Raw genomic sequence first — 22213 nt, 5'->3', positions numbered from 1 at the left:
CAAGCCTTATGGTTACGTTGACTTATTCACTATCGGCGTCTCTATCTACGTCCTTCCATGGCCGAGGCGTACCGATAGTATCCGCGGCAAATGCCTCGCGCTCGCCTAGCGGGCGCGCCTCGCCAATCGTGGTGTCGTTGTAAGTTTGACGCTCCATTTCGCAGTTCACTTCCGCACCGAACAGCACCACAAAGGCGGAAAGCCAAAACCATAGCATCAGCGCCACTACCGCCCCTAACGACCCATAAAGCTCGCTAAAGGTAGAGAAATAGCGCACATAAAGCGAAAGACCGCCGGAGCCTAACAGCCACATCACCGTCGCCAGCAGCGTGCCATAACTTAGCCAGCTCCACTGCGCAGAGCGTCGATAGGGCGCGTAGCGGTACAGCAGCGCGATAAGAAAACTCATAATCACCAGCAGCGCAGGCCAACGCAGCCACTGCAAAATTTTGTTTAACGGCGGATCGATCGCCAGGCTATTGACCACGGCGGGCACTATCGCAATAAAACCCAGTGAAATCAGGGTCATAATAATCAGGCCAAAGGTCAGCGATACCAGTACGGTGCTACGATGCAAAAGGCTGCGCTTTTCGGTTTCGCCATACACCACGTTAAGCCCGATCACCAAAACCCCTACCCCTTTAGAGGCAATAAACATCGCAATCAGCAGCCCCACCAGAGCACCCAGAAAGTTACCTGACTCCGCGCTCTCCACCACCTGCTGCGCCTGTTGATCAATGAGCTCGGCAGCATCCGGCGGCATAAAGCGGCTGATCTCATAGAGCTGTTGGCCTGCCTCGTAGGGGTCAAATAGCAATCCCCAGAGTGAGATCACCGCCGCGATGGTCGGAAACAGCGCCAATAAGGCATAGAAAGCCACCCCAGCGGCCAGCATGGTAATACGATTACGGCGCGCGGCGCGCACCACACGCCAAGCAATATCGTGCCAGCCACGCTGCGGTATATCGCCAGGCACAAGCGCGCGGCGGCCGCGCGCAAGTTTACCCACAGAGTGCTCCTAATAAGAGCCTGTTTGAGTACGTTCCAGGCAACCTTTTTTCTAACAGACGTATCATCGCTGGCCTTCCCACATCAGTAGCGCCGCAAGCAGTACGGCAAGCATCATCATTAAACCGCTAGTATGGTGACGCAACCAGGACTCCCCCGACAATAGCCGAGTTAGATGGCCCATCAACGTCTCTTCCGCTTTTTGAGCAGTTATCACGCTTGCCGATTTCAGCCGGCCGCAGCAGTGACCAAAAGCTCGGATAGGCACCAGTACCGCGCCAACTACAAAAGCATAGAACCCCCATAGATCGCCCGCGGGAAGCGTTTTACCCGTCAACGGACGCGTTAGTAACCACCCCACCGCGGCGAACAGTACCCCTACCGGAAATGGCCACATAATTCCCAGCCACTCTTTCAGTGGCGGCATCTCGATGCTGCCAGCAGGCAGGGGAAGCCAAAGCGGCGTCAACAGCGCGGCGATGACGGCCACTAACCAGGCGCCCCACTGCTCTCGGTTACTGCCTCCTTGATGGCGCTGCTGCCACTGTCGCCAAAGCGCAGCGCTCACCAGTGCTGCCGTACCAACTGCAGCCCAACTGAGCAGCTTGATCAACGATTCATGATGCATTTCATAGAGCGGGGCTTTCACTCCCCATTTACTGACCATGCCCGCGCCGATAGCGCCCGCCAGCGAGATACCCGGCAATGCCAGCAAGGCCCATACCAGCGGCTGCGGCCAGCGCGGGAGATGTTCGCTGATGCTGGTCCCCATAAACAGCGAGCCTTTGGCAAGCGCATGATGAGCAGCAAACAGGACTAACCCTGGCCATAGCAGCGGCCATACATCTGGCGCCACCAATCCCATGGCCACCAATGCGGTCATCATGCCCATCTGGCTGATACTGGAATAAGCCAACACGGCTTTTGGATGGCGCTGAAACACCCCATACACAGCAGCCGCAAAGGCGGCTGCAAGCCCTGCCACTAACATCCAATGGCCAAACTGGGCTAAAGCGCCTGAAACCTGAGCGTGGCTTAGCGGCAGCACACTGATCCACCCCAGTAAGCCCGCCTTAATCATCACCCCACTCAGCACCGCACTGGCAGGTGCTGGCGCCGCCGGATGCGCCAATGGCAACCATACGTGCAAGCCAATCACACCCGCTTTGACACCAAAGCCAAGGCACAGCAAAGCAGCCATCCACGCGCCGTGCTCGGCGCTGACAATGCTTTCGCGCACCCCCTGCAGCATCAGCGTGTCGGCGGCTCCCGCCGACCATAAGAAACCGCCTAAAATTAGCCCTTCGCCCAGCACCGCTAATATCAAGTATGCCTTGGCGCCTAAGCGTGCCTCTTGCGTTCCGGTGTGCACTACCAGGGCGTAGGCGGCAAAAGTCATCACTGCAAAGCCTAAATAGAAACTGGCGATATCCTGGGCAATGATGAGCAGCACATTACCCAGTAATGTTAACGGCCATAGCAGCGCCAGCCGCAGCAGGCGTCGCTGTGCGTCTTGATCCCCTCGCTGTGCTTGCGCCTGCTCCGCTGCAAAATATCCCCTCGCGTGTACCGCTGCTAAACTCCAGAGTAGTGCGGTGAACGCTAGCCATGGGCGGCTCAGCGAGTTTAATTCCCACTCCCCGCCTAGCATCCAGGCATCCATTGTCCACTGCGCTTCCCCAACGTAAGCCAATAACAGCGCTGGCCAAGCGGCGCTTAGCCATAGCACTGAAAAGTAGTCACGCTGTGCCTCGGGCGCGCGGTAGGCGAGCCACACGGCATGACCCATGACGCCAAAAGGCCACAGCAGTGCCAACGCAAGCAGTAGCGTTATCATGGCAGGTACTCCCCGCTTGCTACCCGGGCTGCCCAATCCAGGGGACTATACGGGAGCCCTGCAAACAGCCCGGCCCCAAGGCTTATCAGCGCAGTGAACACCATTGGCCACAGCAACCAGCCATGGGTTTCTAAACGCCCTAAGCGCTGTTCATGAGGCCAACTGCCTTTGCCGTGGGAAGGCCCTGGGCGAAACCAAAGACGATGCAAAATCGGTAAAAAGTACATGGCATTAAGCGTGCTGCTAGCCACCAACACAGCGACCACCCAATACATTTCAGCCTGTATCGCGCCAACGCCGAGATACCATTTGGTAATAAACCCAGCAACCGGTGGAAGTCCGATCATGCCTAACGCGCCGATGGTAAACGCAATGCTGGTCAACGGCATGCGTTTACCGGCACCGTCCATTTCATCGATGCGATGAATGCCCAGCTCTTCGGCGTAGTTGCCCGCACAGAAGAATAACGTAACCTTCATTAAACCTTGGTGAAGCAAGTGTGCCAACGCCCCGACCGTACCAAAAGGGCCGAATATGCCTATTCCCAGAATGACGTAGGAGACTTGGCTGACCGTAGAAAATGCCAGGAGTGGCTTCAGCTCCTGTTGGGCAATGGCCCTGAGCGAGCCATAAATAATCGTAATAGACGCCGCCACCGCTAGCCCGGTAATAACGCCCAGCTCCACGCTAAGCTCAATCCCATACAGATCGTAAACGACCCGTAGAATCCCGAAGGCACCTGCCTTCACCACCGCGACCGCGTGCAGTAGCGCACTGACCGGGGCGGGTGCCACCATCGCCCTAGGCAGCCAGCCATGCAGCGGCACCATGGCAGCCTTAACCGCCAGCCCACTGACTAGCAGGATAAATATTAGCGTTAGCAGGCCACGATGATCATTTAAGTAGTCGCCCAAGCCCTCTTCAGAAGAGAACGATTGATCACCCGTTAAGTTATTCAGCAGTACCGCGCCCAGCAGCAATACCACTCCCGCGCTTAGCGTGTAGCGCAAATAGACGCGTCCCGCATTGAGCGCTTGCTCCGTCCCCCGGTGAACCACCAGTGGATAAGTGGAGAGCGTCAACATTTCGTAGAAAATCAAAAAGGTAAATAGATTATCAGCCAGCGCAATGCCGATAGTGCTCGCCACGCAAAGACTAAAAAAGCCAAAGAAGCGCTTTCGATTGGCAGAGCCTTCCAAGTAACCAATGGCGTAAATCGTGGTACAGAGCCAAAGCAGTGACGATAACCCCGCAAACATCACGCCCAAGGCATCAATGCGCAGCACAAAATCAAGGCCGCCTATCACCTGGAAACTAAAAATGTCTTCATGCCCGGCGGCCACTCGCCTGACCATCAGGGTGACCAGAATAATCTTCACCACCGCCGCGCCAATGTTAATTGTCGTGCGTAGCCGCCTGGCCTCTTCCGGCAGGGCGAAAATAGTCACGGCCACCAGCAGGGAGGTGGCCAAAGCGGTTAACGGTAACCATGCGGCGTTCATGGGCTGCCTCCGTGCATCAATTCCAGCGGGAAATGAGCCAATAGCCCAAGTGCGAAAGCCGTTAAGGCGAGCAACATGGCAATTAAATCCATGCCTGGCGCGAGGGGTTGATAACGATGGCGCGGCGCCGTCTCATCAAAAGAGTAGCGAAACATGCGAAATACATAAGCCGCCGTCAGCAGCGTACCGGTTAATAGTGCCGCCACCGCCCACCACTGCTGGGTGATGATCATGGCCTCAAGCAACATCCATTTAGCGGTGAAGCCAGAACTGGGCGGTAGGCCCATCAAGGTAATCGAAGCAATGCCAAACACGAGTAACGAAAGTGGCAAACGGCGGCTGGTGCCTGCCAATCCTTTAAGGGTGTGCTCCCCAGTGGCCAATATCAGATTGCCAGCCGCCATAAACATGGCCGCTTTGGCAAAGGCGTGCCCCACCAGTTGCAGCCAAAAACCTTCCCAAGCCAAGGCACGCGGTAACGGCGCGATATCCGGCCCCAGTAACAGCGGGAAAGCCACCATCAGATAGCCCAGCTGCGCGACCGTAGACGAAGCAACCAAGGTTTTAAGCGAGTCGGTACGCCACGCCAGGAGCCCACCCCATACAATCGCCAGCAAGCCTAACCAGGCAATGATGCGAGGAGCATAGAACGTATCCGGAAGAAGGATGCTCCATAGCTGTAGCAGCATGAACATAGAGGCTTTGATGACCAGCCCGGCATGCAGCGCGCTAACCGGCGTCCAAGCATTTTCGTGAACGGGGGTCAGCCAAGCGTGCAAGGGAAACAGCGCCGCTTTCAAAGCCAATCCAGCGCCTATGAGCGCAGCGGCGAACCAAGCCACCGGGCCCGGCTCTATGACCTCAGCCAAGCCCTGTAAATCCAAACGGCCCCATTGGCCCAGAATCAGTGCCACCCCCAATAGATACGTGAGCGACCCAACTAACGCCAATAACAAATAGCGCATTCCCGCCAGCAACGCTGGCGCCTTTCCGGATAGCATTAACATGCCTACCGCGGCCAGGCCCATTAGCTCTAACGCGATATAAAGAGTGAGTAAGTCGGTGGCCAACCAAATGAGTGACAGCGCGCTCAGCGCAACGCCCATCAACGGCCATAGCCAACGCGCTAAAGGACCAGGCTCGGTTAAGCGAAAATGCCCAGGCGTGTAGAGCGCGGCGGCAACGACGATACACTGAGTCGTTAGCAGTAATAGCACGCTTAACCCGTTTAAGCGCAGCGATAAGATAAGCCCCGCTATTTCCCACTGCCAACCGAGTAGGCCCGCCTCCTGAAAGGCTATTAACAGCACGCCACCCGAGGCTAATAGCGGCACGCTGGCCAACACGACAGGCCAGGCGCGCTTAGGAGGAAATAATGCTGCCAATCCCCCCATCAACAGTGGAAAAACCAGGGCCACCAGCAACGCCCAGTGAGTAGAGACAAGCGGCGCAAAGGTGCTATCGAAAAGGCCAAAGCGCCATGTCATGCCTTGCTCCTCTGGGGTTTACCGTCACGCCCTAGCGCCTCGACCCCTTCCAAATGTAACAGCTGGCGAATGAGTAAAGCGCCAAGCATCGTCCCAAGACACGCCACCAACAGCCCTACACTGATGAGCATTTGCGCAGCCGCTGAGGTTCCCGCCACGCCAGCCAAAAGTATAAAAACGCCGGAGCCAAGCAGATTAAAGGCCAGCAGACGCCTGAAGAGATGCCGGTGCAAGGCAAACGCCGCCAGGGCAAGAGCGGCGATGAGCACCCCGGCCAATAATAGTGGGTGCTCGGCAGGTGAATACATCATATCGCCAATCACGTAGCGAATTGCCGCGCCGACCATGACAAACCAGGCCAGCGCCAAGACCACGCGCATCGCAACCCGCGACCAGGGATGGCTAAATTTATCGTGCTTTAAAGGCGCGGAAGCGCCGGGAGAAAGGAGGCCCAGTGCATAGAAGAAGCACAGCCCTGTCAGTAAAACACCTAACAGTAGCTCGGACGCCGCCAGCCATGGCGCGCCGAGCTTCAACCACGCCAGCACCATTGCGCCTGCAAAGACGAAAAAAAAACAGCTGGCACGGACTAGGTGACGATCAAACAGGCACACAAAAGCGGACCCTGTTAAGCACAGCGCCAGTAGCACTTCTATTACATCAAAGGAAGCTAACATCCGTTTACGTCACGTCCTTGCATCGGTCACGAATAGGCGCTCAGCTTAGACGAGCACTTAGCCACTTTCCAATATCGTTAACCTGCTGCGGGCAGAGTGCATGCGCCATTGGGTACTGACGGTAATTGACTGCATAACCCAGCGCTTTTAAGCGATCTGCGCCGCTGCGGCCCAGGCTCTCGGGTACAATCGGATCAAAATTACCGTGCTGAACTTCGATCGGGATCTGGCGGTTGGCTTCCGCTAACTCAATATTGTCGGCCGTCGCAAAGTAGGTCGACATAGCCAACAGCCCGCCCAGCGGTGCGGGGAAAGTAAGCGCTGCGTGATAGGCAACGGCGCCCCCTTGTGAAAAGCCCGCCACAATAATGCGCTGGTTATCGATACCCTGGTCGATCTGCTCTTGGATCAGCGCCTGGATGCGTTCAGCAGATTTCTTAAGCTGGCTCTCATCTACCCGGCGCCCCAAATCCATGGCAAGGATATCGTACCAAGCGGGCATGACCATGCCGCCATTGATAGTCACCGGCAGGCGTGGCGCATGGGGCATAATAAAGCGCACATGCGAATCTTTAGGCAGCGCTAATGCGGGTACCAGCGGCTCAAAATCGTGCCCGTCCGCACCTAAGCCGTGAATAATAAACACACACGCATCGGCGGGTTGACCATCTTTCGGTTCAATAATCAGTTCGCCAGGAGCAGTCATAACATCGTATTCCTTATCCAAAAAGCGTCACCCTAGCGCAAACCTGCGTTAACAGCGAGCAGGCCAGCGCTTTAAATGGCCATCGTCTATTAAAAAGGACGTACTTCGCTTAAAAGGGCCACACCAAAGGGATCAAGAGTAGCGCTATCGCCCCAGTCAGTATATTCAAACCACTCCCCAAACGCAGAAAATCGCTCACTCGATAGCCCCCAGGGCCATATACCATCAGGTTGGTTTGATACCCAATGGGCGTTAAAAAGCTGGCTGAGGCAGCAAACATCACCGCCACCACATAAGGCATCGGGCTAACGCCCAGGCTTTCTGCCGCGCTCATCACCACCGGAAAAATAATCACTGCGGCGGCGTTATTGGTCACCAGTTCAGTGAGTAGCGCAACCACACAGTAAGTGCCGATCAGCAGTAGCAAAGGATTCCCCGCCACTAAGGTAAGCAAACTACCGGCAATGACCTCAGCGGCGCCGGAGCTTTGCAGCGCGGCACCCACGCCAAAGGAAGCAGCAATGGTTAACAACACCGGGGTATCAAGGCCACGTTTGGCCGCCCCCACCGAGCAACATCCCGTCAACAGCGCTAATGCCGCCCCCAACATCGCGGCGTTCAACATACTCAGCACGCCCAGGGCGGCGAGCAACACAGCCCCTAACAAAAGACCCCAGGCGAGTGGCGCTTTTTCGTGTATCGGCCGGGCGGCACCATTCAGCTCGCTAATCAATAAAAAGTCGCGTGACTGACGATGACGCTCAATAAACGGTGGTCGTGCTTCCAGCAGCAGAACGTCTGCAGGCTGTAACCGCACTTGGCCCAGGTTGCCTTTCACGCGCTCGCCACCTCGGCAGATCGCCAACACCGCCGCGCCATACAAGGTTCTAAAGTGGCCGTCGCGAATACGCTGGCCAATAAACTGGCACTGATTAGAAACCACCGCTTCGACCAAGCGGCGCTCCTTGAACTCTTTTTCCAAACTGGAGGTTTCATCGCGAGAAGGAATCAGGCCACGAATCTGCTGCAATTCCACCGCCGCATCGGAGGTGCCCGCAAACACCAGCCGGTCGCCGCCTTTTAGCTGCTCGCCGGGACCCACCACGCTAACCACGTTGCCTGCGCGCTCTATTTCAACCAGAAATAGCTCCTGCAAATGACGTAGCCCGGCTTCCTCAACGCTGCGGTCAACCAATACGCCCGCCGGGTCGACCTCCATTTCAATGGTGAACTCACGGGGATTGGCAAACGCATTGGCCACCCCTTCCCGGGAAGGCAGTAAACGTGGCCCCAGTACGATCAGATAAACGAGCCCCACCACTGCCACAGGAATACCTACCCAGGCTAAATCCAACAGCCCCATCCCCAGTTCGGGGTAACGTTCCAGCAACAGCCCATGCACCACTAAGTTAGTGCTGGTACCAAATAAAGTAATCGTGCCGCCTAGAATAGACGCAAAACTGAGCGGCATCAGCAACCGCTGTGGAGATAAACGCAGCCTTCGGCTCCAGCTCATGACGGCCGGAAGATAGGTAGCGACCACAGGCGTGTTATTAACGAAGGCGCTGAGTGCTGCTACGGGCAGCAAGAGGCGTACCAGCGCGCCGCTTTCTTTATGGGGGCGGCCAAGCACATAGCGGATAATTAGATCGATACCGCCGGTTTCACGAATGCTTGCCACCAGTACATACATAAAGGCAACGGTGAATAAGCCGCTATTCGAAAAGCCCCCCAGCGCCTGCTGCGGGTCAATCACGCCCAGCGTCATCAACACAATCACCGCCCCCAGCAGAATAATATCCGGGCCTAGGCGGGAGAACGCCATTAGCGGGAAAATAGTCAGCACCACTCCTACGGCAATCCAAGCATCCAGCGACATCACCACCACATCCTAATAAATAAGCAGGGTAGTATTGTGAGGCCAGCCTTATATTCTAAAAAGTTATTTTTAGAAACACTTAAAGAACAAAATGGAATATACAGGTGTGAGGTGTGAGGTGTGAGGTGTGAGGTGTGAGGTGTGAGGTGTGAGGTGTGAGGTGTGAGGTGTGAGGTGTGAGGTGTGAGGTGTGAGGTGTGAGGTGTGAGGTAGGTATCGTTGCACTCAATCGTATAAATACAAAAAACCCCGCACTTGGCGAGGTTCTTTGGTCAATCAACGCTAGGCGGTGATTGCTAACATCTCAATATTTAAGAATTAACTTAAACAACTTTGATGTTAGAAGCCTGAAGGCCTTTTTTACCCTGGGTGACGTCGAAGGAAACCTTCTGGCCGTCTTGCAGAGATTTGAAACCTTCAGACTGAATTTCAGAGAAATGCGCGAACAGGTCGTCGCCATTGTCGTCAGGAGAAATGAAGCCGAAGCCTTTAGTGTCGTTAAACCACTTAACTGTGCCAGTTGCCATGATCGAAATCCTCGATGTAGCTAATTAAATCCGGGAAATACCCGAAGTGCAGTGGGTAGAACAAGAAACTTTCACCAGATTTAACGCTTGAGGCGCTTCTATGCTGCTGACAACGTTCGACTTGCTAACCAACTGGCGTCATTTTGCGCCTAACCCACGTGCGCGTCAACACACTTATAATCACGGCTATGCTGGCTCGTGTGACGGTATGTTGGCCGATCATTGAGCGCGCTCAGCAAGGAGCCAACCGGCTGCTTTCTCCGCAATCATCAGCGTGGGTGAGTTGGTATTGCCACTGGTAATCGTTGGCATAATACTCGCATCAGCCACGCGGAGCCCACTAATGCCATGTACTCGCAGCCGACTATCGACTACCGCCATGGCGTCATCTTCACGGCCCATTTTGGCAGTGCCAACAGGGTGAAAAATCGTCGTGCCTATATCACCCGCCAACCGGGTTAGCTCGTCATCGGTTTGGTACTCAACGCCGGGCTTCACTTCTTCAGGAGCGTACCTGGCAAACGCGGGCTGCTCGGCGATACGCCGTGTCACACGTAATGAGTCCGCCGCTACTTTGCGGTCTTCAGGTGAACTCAGGTAGTTGGGCGAAATAGCCGGTGCTTGGCGCGGGTCACTGCTTTTTAGCCGCACCGTGCCACGACTGGTGGGATTTAAATTACACACGCTAGCGGTAATCGCCGGGTACGGGTGCAGTGGTTGGCCAAAGGCCTCCAGGCTCAGCGGTTGCACATGGTATTGAATATTGGGATACGTTTGCTCCGCCGAGCTGCGGGTAAATGCGCCCAACTGCGAAGGTGCCATGCTCATTGGCCCAGAGCGCTTAAGCAGGTACTCCAAGCCAATCCCCGCTTTGCCCAACAGGGTGCTGGCGATGGCATTTAGGGTTTTGCCATTGGTGATTTTATATATCGAGCGAATCTGCAGATGATCCTGCAGGTTCTCCCCCACCCCAGGCAATTCATGCACTAATTCAACGCCCTGTTCGTTTAGCAATTCCCTCGACCCCACGCCGGAAAGCTGGAGTAGATGCGGTGTACCGATAGCCCCCGCGCAAAGCACCACCTCGCCGCTCACCATGGCACGCTGCACCTGACCATCCCGCTCTACCTCCACACCCGTGCAGCGCAGCGCCTCCCCCTGCTTTTCAAATAGCAGTCGATTGACCTGAGTGGAGTGCCAAAGCGTTAAATTGTCGCGCTTCAACGCGGGTCGCAAAAACGCTTTAGCAGTATTCCAGCGCCAGCCCGAGCGCTGATTAACCTCAAAGTAGGCCACGCCTTCGTTAGAGCCGCGGTTAAAGTCCTCGGTACGTGGAATACCTGCCTGGACGGCAGCCTCGGCAAAATCATCCAACACTTGCCATTTGAGGCGCTGCTTTTCGATCCGCCATTCGCCGCCGTGACCGTGGAAATCTCGATGCTTCGCATCGGCATCACCGCCGCCGTCAAGACGATAGTGATCTTCGTGCTTGATGAAATCGGGTAAGCAGTTCTCCCACCTCCAGGCATCGTCGCCCGCCACCTCAGCCCAGTGATCGTAATCCCGGGCCTGCCCACGCATGTAAATCATGCCATTGATGCTGGAACAGCCGCCCAGCGTCTTGCCCCGCGGATAGATCAACGAGCGGCCATTAAGCCCCTTGTCCGGCTCGGTGCGAAACAGCCAGTCGGTACGCGGGTTATTGATGCAGTAGAGGTAGCCCACCGGAATATGAATCCAGTGGTAATTATCGCGCCCGCCCGCCTCTATCAGCAGTACACGGTGGCTGGGGTTGGCACTCAGCCGATTCGCCAGCAGGCACCCGGCGGTGCCTGCTCCCACTACGATATAGTCAAACTCTAAACCCGCATTCGGCGCCGCTTGTGATTGTTGTTGAGCCATTATTGTTATCTCCGCTGGGCTTACTTCGCGGTCGGCATGACGAACTCAGCACCGGCATCTATTGAGTCCGACCAGCGCTGCATAATTGATTTCTGCTTGGTGTAAAAACGCACGCCCTCTTCACCGTACGCATGGGTATCGCCAAACAAGGAGCGCTTCCAGCCGCCAAACCCGTGCCACGCCATCGGCACCGGGATAGGCACATTGATCCCCACCATGCCGACCTGAATACGGCGGCCAAACTCCCGTGCCACTGTACCGCTTTCAGTGAAGCAACTGACGCCGTTGCCAAACTCGTGATCGTTAATCAACTGGATCGCGGTGGCAATATCCGGCACCCGCACACAGACCAGCACCGGGCCAAAAATTTCCTCTTTATAGATCGTCATCTCGGGGGTGACATTGTCGAACAGCGTGCCACCCATCCAAAAGCCTTCGGCGCAGCTCTCACCCGCCGCTGAGGCCTCAAAGGTGCGGCCATCGACGACCAGTTCAGCGCCTTCCGCCACGCCTTTTTCGATATAGCCGGTAATCCGCTGGTGGGCTTGGCGGGTCACAATGGGGCCCATTTCCGCATCAAGCTGCATACCGTCTTTAACTTTTAGCGCTTTAGCCCGCTCAGCCAGTGCCGGCACGACTTTATCCGCCACGTCGCCGACCAACACCGCCACGCTAATCGCCATGCAACGCTCACCGGCAGAGCCGTAGGCGGCGCCGATCAGCGCATCGACTGCTTTATCAAGGTGGGCATCCGGCATCACCACCATGTGATTTTTAGCCCCACCGAGTGCTTGAATACGCTTGCCATTTCGCGCGCCGCGCTCGTAGATCAAATTGGCAATCGGCGTAGAACCCACAAACGACAACGCCTTAACGTGCGGATGGTCGAGCAGCGCTTCCACCGAATCCTTGTCGCCCTGGACGACGTTGAAAACGCCGTCGGGCAGACCCGCCTGCTTTAGCAGATCGGCCATCAACAGTGAGGCGCTTGGGTCAAGCGGGCTTGGCTTCAAGATAAACGTATTACCCGCCGCAATGGCTAGTGGGAACATCCACATCGGCACCATGGCCGGGAAATTAAATGGCGTTATACCAGCGACCACGCCTAATGGCTGGCGCATCGTCCAGTTATCGATGCCGGTACTCACCTGCTCGGTATAGTCACCCTTAAGCAACTGGGGGATTCCGCACGCGAATTCAACAATATCAATACCACGTGCGACCTCCCCCTGGGCATCGGTAAACACTTTGCCGTGCTCCTTGGTAATCGCTTCGGCTAGCTCGTCTTTGTGGACATTTAACAGCTCTAGAAACTTGAACATTACTCGGGCACGGCGAATGGGCGGTGTATCGGCCCAGGCCGGAAAGGCGGCTTGAGCCGCTTCGACAGCGGTGTTCACATCTTGTGATGAAGCGAGCGATACACGGCCAGTCACGCGGCCGGTGGCGGGGTTAAAAACGTCCTGCGAGTTTGAAGACTCGCCAGCGGTGACCTGGCCATTAATAAAGTGCTGAATCGCTGTTGTTGTCATGGGAGTACCTATTTTAAGAGCGTGGCTTTAAGAGCATATGTTAAATGCTTACGAAAAAGAGCCTGCGTTTAGCCTAGCCTACTGGGCGCTGGGAACAGATCAATTGAGTTATTTAAAAGCCAGTTATAAGCTTTGCTAATATCATTGGCATGCGTTGAGGCCCATCATGCAAGACTACGCGACACTCCGCGCCTTCGTGGCCGTTGCAAGAACGGGCAGCGTATCGCGCGCCGCTGAACAGTTACATTTGACGCAACCTGCCATCAGCCTAAAGTTGAAGCAATTACAGGCCAATATAGGTCTCACGCTGTTTAGTCGTCGCCCCCAGGGGCTAGCGCTGACATCCGATGGCCATGCCCTGCTACCCGCCGCTGAAAAAGCCCTGGCCAGCGCCCAGGCGTTTGAGCAAACCGCTGGAACGCTGCACAGCACGCTACGCGGCAAGCTCTCCATTGGCACCATCGTTGACCCGGAATTTCTTCGTTTAGGTGCCTTTTTAAGCCGCCTGATGGCACGGGCGCCCCAATTAGAAACCGAACTGCAGCATGGGATGAGCGGCAGCGTTCTTAACCGCATCACACAGGGTGATCTGGATGTCGGCTTTTACCTGGCACCGCCTGGCGAAGGCCCTGGATTGAACCAGGACCATGAGGCACTGGCTTGGCGCGAACTGACCCACTTTGATTATCATGTGATTGCCCCTGCTGGCTGGGAAAACCGACTCATTGATACCCGCTGGGAGCACTTAGCCACGCTGCCCTGGATTGTGACGCCACAGGATTCCGCCCACCACCGGCTGCTAAAACAAGCGCTTGCTAAGAGCGGCGCAGTACCTAACCGGGTAGCCCAGGTTGACCAAGAAGCCTGCATGTTGGATTTGGTCCGCGCAGGCGTTGGCTTAAGCCTGGCCCGCGACGCCCTGGCAATGACTGAGCGCCAAGAGAGTGGCCTGGCAGTTGCAGAAAACATCCGCCTGCCCTGCGCATTAAGCTTTGTATGGCGACACGACAGCACTGCCGAATCGACCGTGAACGCCGCACTCAACACGCTGGAAGAAGTATGGCCACATCGTTTGGGCTAGGTTGTCAGAAAAGGGTTTTAAGGAAAGGGTTGTAAAGAAAGGGAACGCTAAGCCACTAATCGACTCAACATAAACGATAACTCGCCACCGCCACTGGAGTGCTTGCGATGACCCGATTGCCCTTTTCTCGTCCACTCACGCTTTGCGTGTTGGCTGCCGCTGGTCTCGCCAGCACTTCGCTTTACGCTCAGGCCACTCAAGCGCAATCTTCTCAAGCGCCGTCCTCACAAGCTCAGGGCAGTGCAGAAGCCACGTTTGCAGGTGGTTGCTTCTGGTGTATGGAACCTCCTTACGACAACCAACCCGGTGTTAGCGCCACCATCTCCGGTTATATCGGCGGCGAACTCGAGAACCCTACTTATGAGGATATCTCCAGGGGTGGTACGGGTCATGCGGAGGTTGTGCAGATCGAGTATGACTCAGAGAAGATCAGCTACGAGCAATTGTTGGAAATTTTCTGGCGCAACATCGACCCCTTCGCGGTAGATCGTCAGTTTTGCGATGTAGGCGACCAGTACCGTTCAGCCATCTTTTATCACGATGAAGAACAGCGTGAGTTAGCCGAAGCATCCAAAGCAGAAATGGAAGCACGCTTTGACCGAGAAATCGCCACCCAAATAGTACCTGCCACCACCTTCTGGGCGGCCGAGGAGTACCACCAGAATTATTATCAAAAGAACCCCGTTCGCTACAAATTCTATCGCTTCAGCTGTGGGCGCGATGGCCGCCTGGAAGAGGTGTGGGGAGAAGAAGCCGGTGGGCCTACGTTTGAATAAAAAGCATTAATAGTGAACTGATTGACTAAATCAATGCCCCACACTGAGTACCTCTATTATGCAGAGGCGCTCAGTTTGTACTAGAGTGGTCCTGCATTAGAAATAGACCGGTTGATTAAGCGTCCAGGAGCTGGACGTCATGACCAACACGTTGATCTATAGATAGGAGATCTTATGAGCAACAGCATCACGACGATTAACCCGACTAACGGTGAAGCACTCGATACTTACGCACTTATGAGCAGTGCTGAAGCCAAGGAAGTAGTCGATGCCTGCTACGATGCTTTTCTCGATTGGCGCCTGGAGTCACTCGAAAGCCGCGCCAAAACGGTGAAGGCGATTGGCCAAGCGATGCAAGCGCACAAAGAAGAGCTTGCCGACCTTATGGTCAAAGAGATGGGCAAACTGCCTTCTCAAGCGCGCCAAGAAGTCGATTTGTGTACCGCTATTTGTGACTACACCGCAGAACACGGCCCTAAGAAGCTAGCCGATGAAGAGCGTCAGCCGGGTAATGGTGAGCGTGGCTTTGTGACCTATTCACCCATGGGCGTCATTTACGGCATCCAGCCCTGGAACTTCCCCGCTTATCAAGTCGTTCGCTACTCTATCGCCAATATCATGGCGGGTAACGGCGTCCTGCTGAAGCACGCAGAAAACGTGACGGGTAGCGGCCTGCTGTTGGAAAAAATCTATCGTGAAGCGGGACTTCCCGAGAATGTTTTCCGCACACTCGTGATCTCTCATGACACTTCCGATGAAGTCATCGCTCACTCTGCAGTACGCGGCGTCACTTTGACAGGCAGCGACGGCGCGGGTCGTAAAGTGGCCGCTAAAGCCGCTGAGCACCTCAAAAAGACTGTGCTTGAGCTGGGCTCTAACGATGCCTACCTTGTGCTTGATGATGCCGACATGGATGTGGCGATCGACACCTGCGTTCAGGGGCGTGTCTACAACGGCGGTCAGACCTGCGTGGCAGCCAAGCGTTTTGTAGTGACTGAAAAGAACTATGAAGCGTTTAAAGAGCGCTACGTAGAACGCATGCAGTCGTTAAAGGCCGGTGACCCGACACAAGAAGGTAGCGACCTTGGCCCCATGGCTCGCGTTGACCTGCGCGACGGTCTTCACGACCAAGTGGAAGAGAGCGTTCGCAAAGGCGCGAAGATTCTCTGTGGTGGTGAAAAGCCATCCGGTAAAGGCGCATTTTACCCGGTCACCGTGCTGGATAACGTGACCCCCGGTCAGCCAGCATACGACGATGAACTGTTTGGCCCGGTTGCCGCGCTGATTCGTGCCAAAGACGATGAAGATGCGATGCGTATCGCCAACGACAGCCGTTACGGCCTGGGCGGCGGCATCATCTCTAAAGATGTTAAGCGCGCGACCGAGCTTGCCAGCAAGTACTTCGATACTGGCATGGTGTTTATTAACGGCTTTGGTGTCGCCACACCGGAGATGCCCTTTGGTGGTGTTAAAGACTCCGGTTACGGCCGTGAACACGGCGGCTTTGGCATGCTTGAGTTCGTTAATGCCAAATCAGTTATCGTCGTTCAAGAGTAATACGGTGAGCAACCGCAACTACATGCAGTGAGTTGTGAGTTGTGAGTTGTAAAAAACTAACGCCGCAGGCCTTCATCAGGCCTGCGGCGTTTTTTTTGCGCGTATGATTAAGAGCTTAGATTAAGAGCTTAAATGTTGTTCAGACGCTCGGCGCTGCCATAGCTTTATGCCTATCGCCATCACCACCCAAGTCACCAGTGCGGCAATGACATCATCCAGCACAATGCCAAAACCGCCATGCACAAACTCAGTTAGATGAATCGGCGGTGGTTTTAACGCATCAAAGAAGCGGTAAACACCAAACCCGAGCGCGATTACCAAGGGATGGCGCGCTGCCGCTAAACCAATAACCGCAAGCGGAAAGGCTACATACTCGTCGGCGACAATACTGCCATGATCCAACCCATCATAATGCCAGGCAGCAACGTGGCAAACCGGCACTGCCAGCACCAACAGAACCGCCATAACGATCCCTTGCTGGCCCAATGGGCGGCTCAATAACCACCACGCCAAGGGAATCCCCAACAGAGAGCCAAACGTACCGGGTGCAATCGGCGCTAGCCCTAGTCCAAAGCCCGTCGCTAACCAAAAATTAAACGTATCCAGCATTAACCCGCCTGCTTAGCTTGACGCTCCAGTTCGGCCGTCATCTCTGTGGGTAAGTTAAGGGCACTGGCCAACTGGTCCAGCCAAGCGCGTTCCATAGGGTTTTGATCGTCGGTCACTGCCACACTAATCAGGTACATCTCGCGTGCCGCCTGAGGGGAATCTGCCTCACGAGCCAGCGCCTGTGCATCCAGCGGTGCTTTTAACTGCTGCTCTACCCAGTTATGCATCTCTTGATCGGCACCTAAGGCATCGATCTGCTCGGTAATCAACGCCTGTTCCTGCTCATCAATGTGACCGTCGGCACGTGCCGCCAAAATCATTGCCTGCAGTAGCTCCAGGCTGCGACGCTCTTGGATCTCACCGCTGAGGACTTCAACCCGTTCACCCTCTGAGGCATTCTGAGCAGTATTTTGCTGACCACTGTCATTTTTTGCCGCCTGAGAGCTTTGCCAAGCTTTCCACGCCAGCATGCCTACCCCGGCAATGGCGCCATATTTAAGCGCTTTGCCACCCATGCTGCGGCCGCGCTTAGAGCCTACTAACATGCCCATGGCGCCGCCACCGAGCAGGCTTTTAACATCGAAGCCGCTAGAAGAGCCGCTTCCTTGGCCACTGCTACCGCCGCCTAATTGCTTAGAAAGCCCACTCAGCATGCCTTTAACATCGACACCGCTGCTACTGCCGCCCTTCTGGCTGCCGCCGGCTTGCTGCATCAGCTGCTGTAAAATCTTGCTTGCGTTCATCCTTGCACTCCTAAGTCGATATTATCTTTAGAGCTCGTTTGTCGATTAACACACTTTATAAATCATTCTATATGAACGCAGCATGAACTAACGCTGGCTTGGGCTTTAAATGTCATAGCCTTTAAATGCCTGAGTCTTTAAATACCTTAGAAATTAAAGAAGTGCGCCCTTCACTTCCACCGAGCTCCCGTGCCGGCTCGCGCTCACCTCTATACGGATGGGCATTTGCTCTTTGAGCTCGATGACATGGGAAATCACCCCAATCATACGCCCGCCCATTTGCAGTTCGCTCAGCATATTTATGGCTTGATCCAGAGCATCTTGATCGAGGCTACCAAACCCTTCATCGATAAATAGCGTATCCAGTTGAATACCGCCAGCGTAAGCCTGCACCACATCCGAAAGACCCAACGCTAACGACAGCGCAGCCATGAAAGACTCCCCGCCGGAAAGCGTGGCTACCGAACGGTTCTTGCCGGTGTAAGTGTCAGCCACATCTAGCTCAAGGCCTGACGCTTTATTGCCCTTAGTGGGATCCTCGCGGCGCACCAACTGATAACGCCCGCGGCTCATGCGTACTAGCCGTTCAGAAGCCTGAATCAGTACGTCATCCAGCAGCACGCCGAGCACGAAGCGTTGCAGGCTAATGCGATGCCCGGTGCGACCGTTAGCGACTTCGCTTAGCGTGCCCCACACCTGATACTGGGCTTCAAGTTCAGCCTGAGCCATGTGAGCCTTGGCCAGTTTTTGGCGGATGCCATGCAGTGTGGTTAAGCGTCCATCCAGCGTCCGCCACGCCTCTAGCTGGGAGTTTTCTTCCGCTTGGGCGGCCTCGGTTTGACTAGAAAGCGCAGCCAAATCGGGGGGCGTTTTTTCAGCCAGTTGAGCGTGGTAATTCTGCAGCGCCCCTTCTAATTCGGCCAAACGGCGCTGGTACGTTTCTACCTGGCGAATGAGCTCCTGACGCTGAGCATCATCCAACTGGGCTGCCTGAAAGGCGGCCTCATCCTCAAAGGGGCTGGCCTGAAGCGCTGACTGCCACTCTACTTGGGTCTGTTCAAGTGTTTGTTTAGCCTGCTCGACTCGCTCGCTGGTTCCCCTTAGCTGCTCTTCCGCTCGCGCCAGTTGGGTTTGGCTGTTCGTCAGCGCCAGCTGAGCACTATCCCAGGCTTGTTCAATTTGGGTAACTTGGCGCTTGAGTTCCGTGAGCGTTTTTTGCATTGCGGCAGGATCACGAGCGTCGTCAGGCAGCGACTGACTCAACTGATCGCGCTGGCTTTCTAGCCTTAACGCGTCCTCTTTGGCTTTTTCAACCGCAGGCCGCTGGGCTTTAAGCTGTTTATCCAGTGCGCCCCACTCACGCCTTAACGCATCACGGGCGGTGATTTGTTGGCTAATCTCGCGCTCAACGCTTGCCTGCCGAGAGACCTGGCGATGCAACTCATCGCAGGTTTTTTGTAGCTCATTCAGCGGTTGGCTAGCCCACTCGCCTAACTGCTGATTGAGTCGCTGTACTTGCTCGCTGTGGTAGTTTATCTGCTGCGCTAGCTGCTGGTGGTGGCGTTCAGCGCCCTGGAAAGATTGACGGGCCTGCGCCTGGGCGGCGCGAGCGTCTTCCACCTGCTCTTTGGTGACGATGTCTGCATTATTAACGGCCGGGGTCGGATGCGCCAGGCTGCCGCAGACAGGGCAAGGGGCATTATCCTCAAGAGTGAGCGCTAACAGCGCGGCCTGCCCTTGATGCCACCGCATCTCCTGCTCGGTAGCGAAGCGTTCCGCCTGCTCTGACTCACTGCGCCGCTGGTCTAGTGCTGCCGTTGCCTGCTGTTGTTGCGTGGTGAGCTCGCGTCCCTGATCGGTTAGCGCATCCAGCTCTTTACGCTGGGTTAGCAGCGTTTCATAGCGATGTAGCTCGACAGGGGCGCTGGCCAGCTGCTGGCGTTCCGTCTGTAACCGTTCGAGATTAACGCCTGCCGCCTCGCCCTGTTGGCGAATGGTGTCCAGTTGCGCCTCATCGCGTTTGAGGGCACCGTCAGCTTGTTGCCAAGCGGCCTGTGCCGTTTGGTATCGCGCCTGTAGTTCGCTTAATTGTTGGCCTTTGTGAATAAACTCGCTCAACTGGCGATGACGCTCGCGCAGCTCAGGGAGCCCTGCCTGACGCTCGCGGGCCGCCTCAAATGCACGCTGCGCCTGCTCCGCGCTAGTGCGCTGGCTGCTCAGTGCGGCGTCTGCCTGCTGCTGTTCCGCGTGCGCGGTGCTTAGTGCCTGCTGCGCTTGAGTTAACGCCGTACGCTGGGGGCGCAACGCCTGTGCGTGTTGACTTTGGGTCAAATGGCCCTGGATGCTGATGACCTGGCTTTGCTGTTCAAGATGGCGCGTTTTTTCAGCCGCCAAGCTATCCCGCGCTTCAAACTGACGCTGAAGTGCCTGGGCATCATCACGCTGTTTTTCGGCTTTACGTCGCTGCAGTTGGGCGGTTTCGAAGTTCTTTCGCGCTTGCTCGACCTGGGGCGTCAACGCTGCAAGCTCTTGCTCTAAAGCCGCTTCACTCTCCAGCTCACCACCGGCGAGAATGCCGCTGATATGTTGGCGATGCTCTTTCACTTCCCGTTCAATTTGATTGGCCTGAAGGCGCAAACGCTCTTCAATACGCTGAAAGATTTGCGTTTGAAACAGCTGGGAAAAAATCTCCTCGCGCTTTTTGGAGTCAGCGATCAGCAATTCGCGAAACTTGCCTTGGGGCAGCACCATCACTTGGCGAAACTGGTTGGCATCCAGGCCTATCAAGGTTTGCAGCTCAGCGGTGGCATCGTTGACTTTGCGCGCCACCAAGCAAGTCTCTACCTCGCCATCCGCGTTTAAGCGCCATAGCTGCGCTTCCGCGTTATGGGTGGTGGTGCCTTCGCCACGTGCCTTGGGGCGCTCTTGCTGCGGCACGCGGCGTACCCGGTAATCCGCCCCGCGCAAGCGAAAATCAAGCGTAACTTCCGTTAGCAGCGTGGCGTTCGCTTGGTCGCAGCGCATCTGAGAAGGTTCACGCTCGTTACCCGTCGTTTGGCCATAGAGCGCAAAACATAACGCATCCAGAATCGAACTTTTGCCCGCGCCTGTTGGGCCATTAATCAGAAATAGCGGGCTTCTTCCTAACGCAGTGAAATCGATGTTTTCTGAACCTGCAAAGGGGCCGAACGCCTGCATGGTAAGGGTTAACGGCGTCATTCTTGGGCCTCATCGCGCTGCAGCTGGTTAATCAACTCGGCCATGGCGCTAGCCTGCTTATCGCTCATGGCATCACCGCTGGTCTGAGTGAAGAAGTCACTAAACATATCTAGGGCATCAAAGCGTAACCGCTCGCGGTCAAGTTGCTGAGTGCCTCGTGCTTCCAGCATGCCGGGCTTTTCCAGATGCAGCACATTGGGGTACACCTCACGCAGTTTGCCCATGGGGTCGAGGATGGCGTGGCGATCGGTCAACCGCACCAACAGGTAATCGTCTGCTTGTGCATCCGTTCTTCCCTGGGCGATTAGCGCATCAATCTCACCCTCTAATACGCGCACTTCACGGCTGGGTATTAGCGGAATCTGTTCGATGTGCTTTATCCCGCTCGCGCCTACTTCCACCAGTGTGACGCCTTTGCTCTGGCTGGCTTCGGAAAAGCTGTACTTGAGCAAGGAGCCGCTATAGCGAATATGCTCACCGCCGCGATACTGCGGGCCGTGCAGGTGGCCAAGCGCCACATAATCGAAGCCCTGCATAGGCTCCCAAGCCACGCTTTCGGCACCGCCTAACGTTAGCGGGCGCTCGGAGTCGGAGGCGCTGCCGCCATCTACAAAGCAGTGGCTCATTAGTAGGCAGGGGCGTGTTGCATGGCGGCGCTCGCTAATCTGCTCGACCAAATAGCGATGGGCGCCGTCAAAGTCGCGCACTTCCACGTTAAACAGGCTGCGCACATGCTCAGGGTCGGCGTAAGGAATGCCGAATATATCCACTTCGAGGCCGTCAATGGTCAGCGTAACCGGCGTGGCAAACTCAGCTAAATCGGAGAGAATATGCAGCCCGGCTTGGCGCAGGTGGCGCGCGCCAAAGCGCAACCGCTCGGCGCCATCATGGTTGCCTGAAATCATGATGACCGGCAGCTTGCGCACCTCGCATAGCGCATGCAGCACCTCATCGAGCAGCGTTACCGCCGCCGAAGGCGGCACCGAACGGTCGTAGATATCGCCCGCAATCAGCACCGCATCGACGTTTTCCCGGTCAATTATTTCGATGAGCTGGTTAAGCACATGGCGCTGGTCTTCCAGCAACGAAAGGTTGTGAAATAGCCGACCCAGGTGCCAATCAGCGGTGTGGAGTAAACGCATAACAAGCTCAACAGCCAATAGTGTCGCGG

At 55.8% G+C, this 22213-nt stretch carries 17 protein-coding genes; 3 read left to right on the top strand and 14 right to left on the bottom strand.

Annotation, left to right across the window (positions count from 1 at the left end):
* Positions 1 to 22: 22 nt before the first annotated feature.
* From HUO07_RS00175 to HUO07_RS00130, 10 genes are all read right to left on the bottom strand, one after another.
* Complete coding sequence (locus tag HUO07_RS00175; protein ID WP_008958120.1) at positions 23 to 1009, bottom strand: YihY/virulence factor BrkB family protein; 987 nt, start codon at positions 1007 to 1009, stop codon at positions 23 to 25.
* Positions 1010 to 1072: 63 nt separating this feature from the next.
* Positions 1073 to 2845, bottom strand: a complete 1773-nt coding sequence (locus HUO07_RS00170; protein WP_176301870.1) for a proton-conducting transporter transmembrane domain-containing protein — start codon at positions 2843 to 2845, stop codon at positions 1073 to 1075.
* Positions 2842 to 4347 (bottom strand): complex I subunit 5 family protein, encoded by a 1506-nt coding sequence (locus HUO07_RS00165; protein ID WP_176301869.1) that lies wholly within the window; start codon positions 4345 to 4347, stop codon positions 2842 to 2844. Before HUO07_RS00165 ends, HUO07_RS00170 begins: the two co-directional genes overlap by 4 nt.
* Positions 4344 to 5834, bottom strand: coding sequence for a complex I subunit 5 family protein (locus tag HUO07_RS00160; RefSeq protein ID WP_176301868.1), 1491 nt, complete (start codon positions 5832 to 5834; stop codon positions 4344 to 4346). The genes HUO07_RS00165 and HUO07_RS00160 overlap by 4 nt, the downstream gene beginning before the upstream one ends.
* A complete protein-coding gene (locus tag HUO07_RS00155; protein WP_176301867.1) occupies positions 5831 to 6511 on the bottom strand; it encodes a hypothetical protein in 681 nt (226 codons plus the stop codon). Before HUO07_RS00155 ends, HUO07_RS00160 begins: the two co-directional genes overlap by 4 nt.
* 40 nt (positions 6512 to 6551) lie before the next feature.
* Positions 6552 to 7217, bottom strand: a complete 666-nt coding sequence (locus HUO07_RS00150; protein WP_176301866.1) for an alpha/beta hydrolase — start codon at positions 7215 to 7217, stop codon at positions 6552 to 6554.
* 109 nt (positions 7218 to 7326) lie between these two features.
* The gene (locus HUO07_RS00145; RefSeq protein ID WP_176301865.1) at positions 7327 to 9096 is read right to left on the bottom strand and encodes an SLC13 family permease; all 1770 of its coding nucleotides are present in this window, start codon (positions 9094 to 9096) and stop codon (positions 7327 to 7329) included.
* Between the two features lie 323 nt (positions 9097 to 9419).
* Positions 9420 to 9623 (bottom strand): cold-shock protein, encoded by a 204-nt coding sequence (locus HUO07_RS00140; RefSeq protein ID WP_008958127.1) that lies wholly within the window; start codon positions 9621 to 9623, stop codon positions 9420 to 9422.
* A 219-nt stretch (positions 9624 to 9842) separates the two neighbouring features.
* Complete coding sequence (locus HUO07_RS00135; protein ID WP_176301864.1) at positions 9843 to 11525, bottom strand: GMC family oxidoreductase; 1683 nt, start codon at positions 11523 to 11525, stop codon at positions 9843 to 9845.
* Positions 11526 to 11545: 20 nt separating this feature from the next.
* A complete protein-coding gene (locus tag HUO07_RS00130; protein ID WP_176301863.1) occupies positions 11546 to 13057 on the bottom strand; it encodes a CoA-acylating methylmalonate-semialdehyde dehydrogenase in 1512 nt (503 codons plus the stop codon).
* Positions 13058 to 13223: 166 nt separating this feature from the next.
* On the opposite strand from HUO07_RS00130, the gene HUO07_RS00125 reads away from it, so the two are divergent.
* The 3 genes from HUO07_RS00125 to HUO07_RS00115 all read left to right on the top strand — a co-directional run bounded on the left by HUO07_RS00125 (position 13224) and on the right by HUO07_RS00115 (position 16471).
* On the top strand, positions 13224 to 14138 hold the full coding sequence (locus tag HUO07_RS00125) for a LysR family transcriptional regulator (protein ID WP_176301862.1): 915 nt from the start codon (positions 13224 to 13226) through the stop codon (positions 14136 to 14138).
* 107 nt (positions 14139 to 14245) lie between these two features.
* Complete coding sequence (gene msrA, locus HUO07_RS00120; protein WP_176301861.1) at positions 14246 to 14914, top strand: peptide-methionine (S)-S-oxide reductase MsrA; 669 nt, start codon at positions 14246 to 14248, stop codon at positions 14912 to 14914.
* Positions 14915 to 15088: 174 nt separating this feature from the next.
* On the top strand, positions 15089 to 16471 hold the full coding sequence (locus tag HUO07_RS00115) for an NAD-dependent succinate-semialdehyde dehydrogenase (protein ID WP_176301860.1): 1383 nt from the start codon (positions 15089 to 15091) through the stop codon (positions 16469 to 16471).
* Positions 16472 to 16591: 120 nt separating this feature from the next.
* Here HUO07_RS00115 and HUO07_RS00110 read toward each other — a convergent pair whose 3' ends face one another.
* From HUO07_RS00110 to HUO07_RS00095, 4 genes are all read right to left on the bottom strand, one after another.
* Positions 16592 to 17080 (bottom strand): phosphatidylglycerophosphatase A family protein, encoded by a 489-nt coding sequence (locus tag HUO07_RS00110; RefSeq protein WP_176301859.1) that lies wholly within the window; start codon positions 17078 to 17080, stop codon positions 16592 to 16594.
* Positions 17080 to 17823 carry a tellurite resistance TerB family protein gene (locus HUO07_RS00105; RefSeq protein ID WP_176301858.1) on the bottom strand — a complete coding sequence of 248 codons (744 nt, stop codon included), beginning with the start codon at positions 17821 to 17823 and terminating at the stop codon, positions 17080 to 17082. The genes HUO07_RS00110 and HUO07_RS00105 overlap by 1 nt, the downstream gene beginning before the upstream one ends.
* A gap of 153 nt (positions 17824 to 17976) precedes the next feature.
* A complete protein-coding gene (locus tag HUO07_RS00100) occupies positions 17977 to 21042 on the bottom strand; it encodes an AAA family ATPase (protein ID WP_176301857.1) in 3066 nt (1021 codons plus the stop codon).
* Complete coding sequence (locus HUO07_RS00095; protein WP_176301856.1) at positions 21039 to 22184, bottom strand: exonuclease SbcCD subunit D; 1146 nt, start codon at positions 22182 to 22184, stop codon at positions 21039 to 21041. The genes HUO07_RS00100 and HUO07_RS00095 overlap by 4 nt, the downstream gene beginning before the upstream one ends.
* Between the last annotated feature and the right edge of the window lie 29 nt (positions 22185 to 22213).

It is taken from the genome of Vreelandella maris (genome assembly GCF_013371085.1).
In the GTDB taxonomy this organism is placed as follows: domain Bacteria; phylum Pseudomonadota; class Gammaproteobacteria; order Pseudomonadales; family Halomonadaceae; genus Vreelandella; species Vreelandella maris.
The sequence above is the reverse complement of the archived record's forward strand: the minus strand, read 5'-3'. Positions and strand labels throughout refer to the sequence as shown.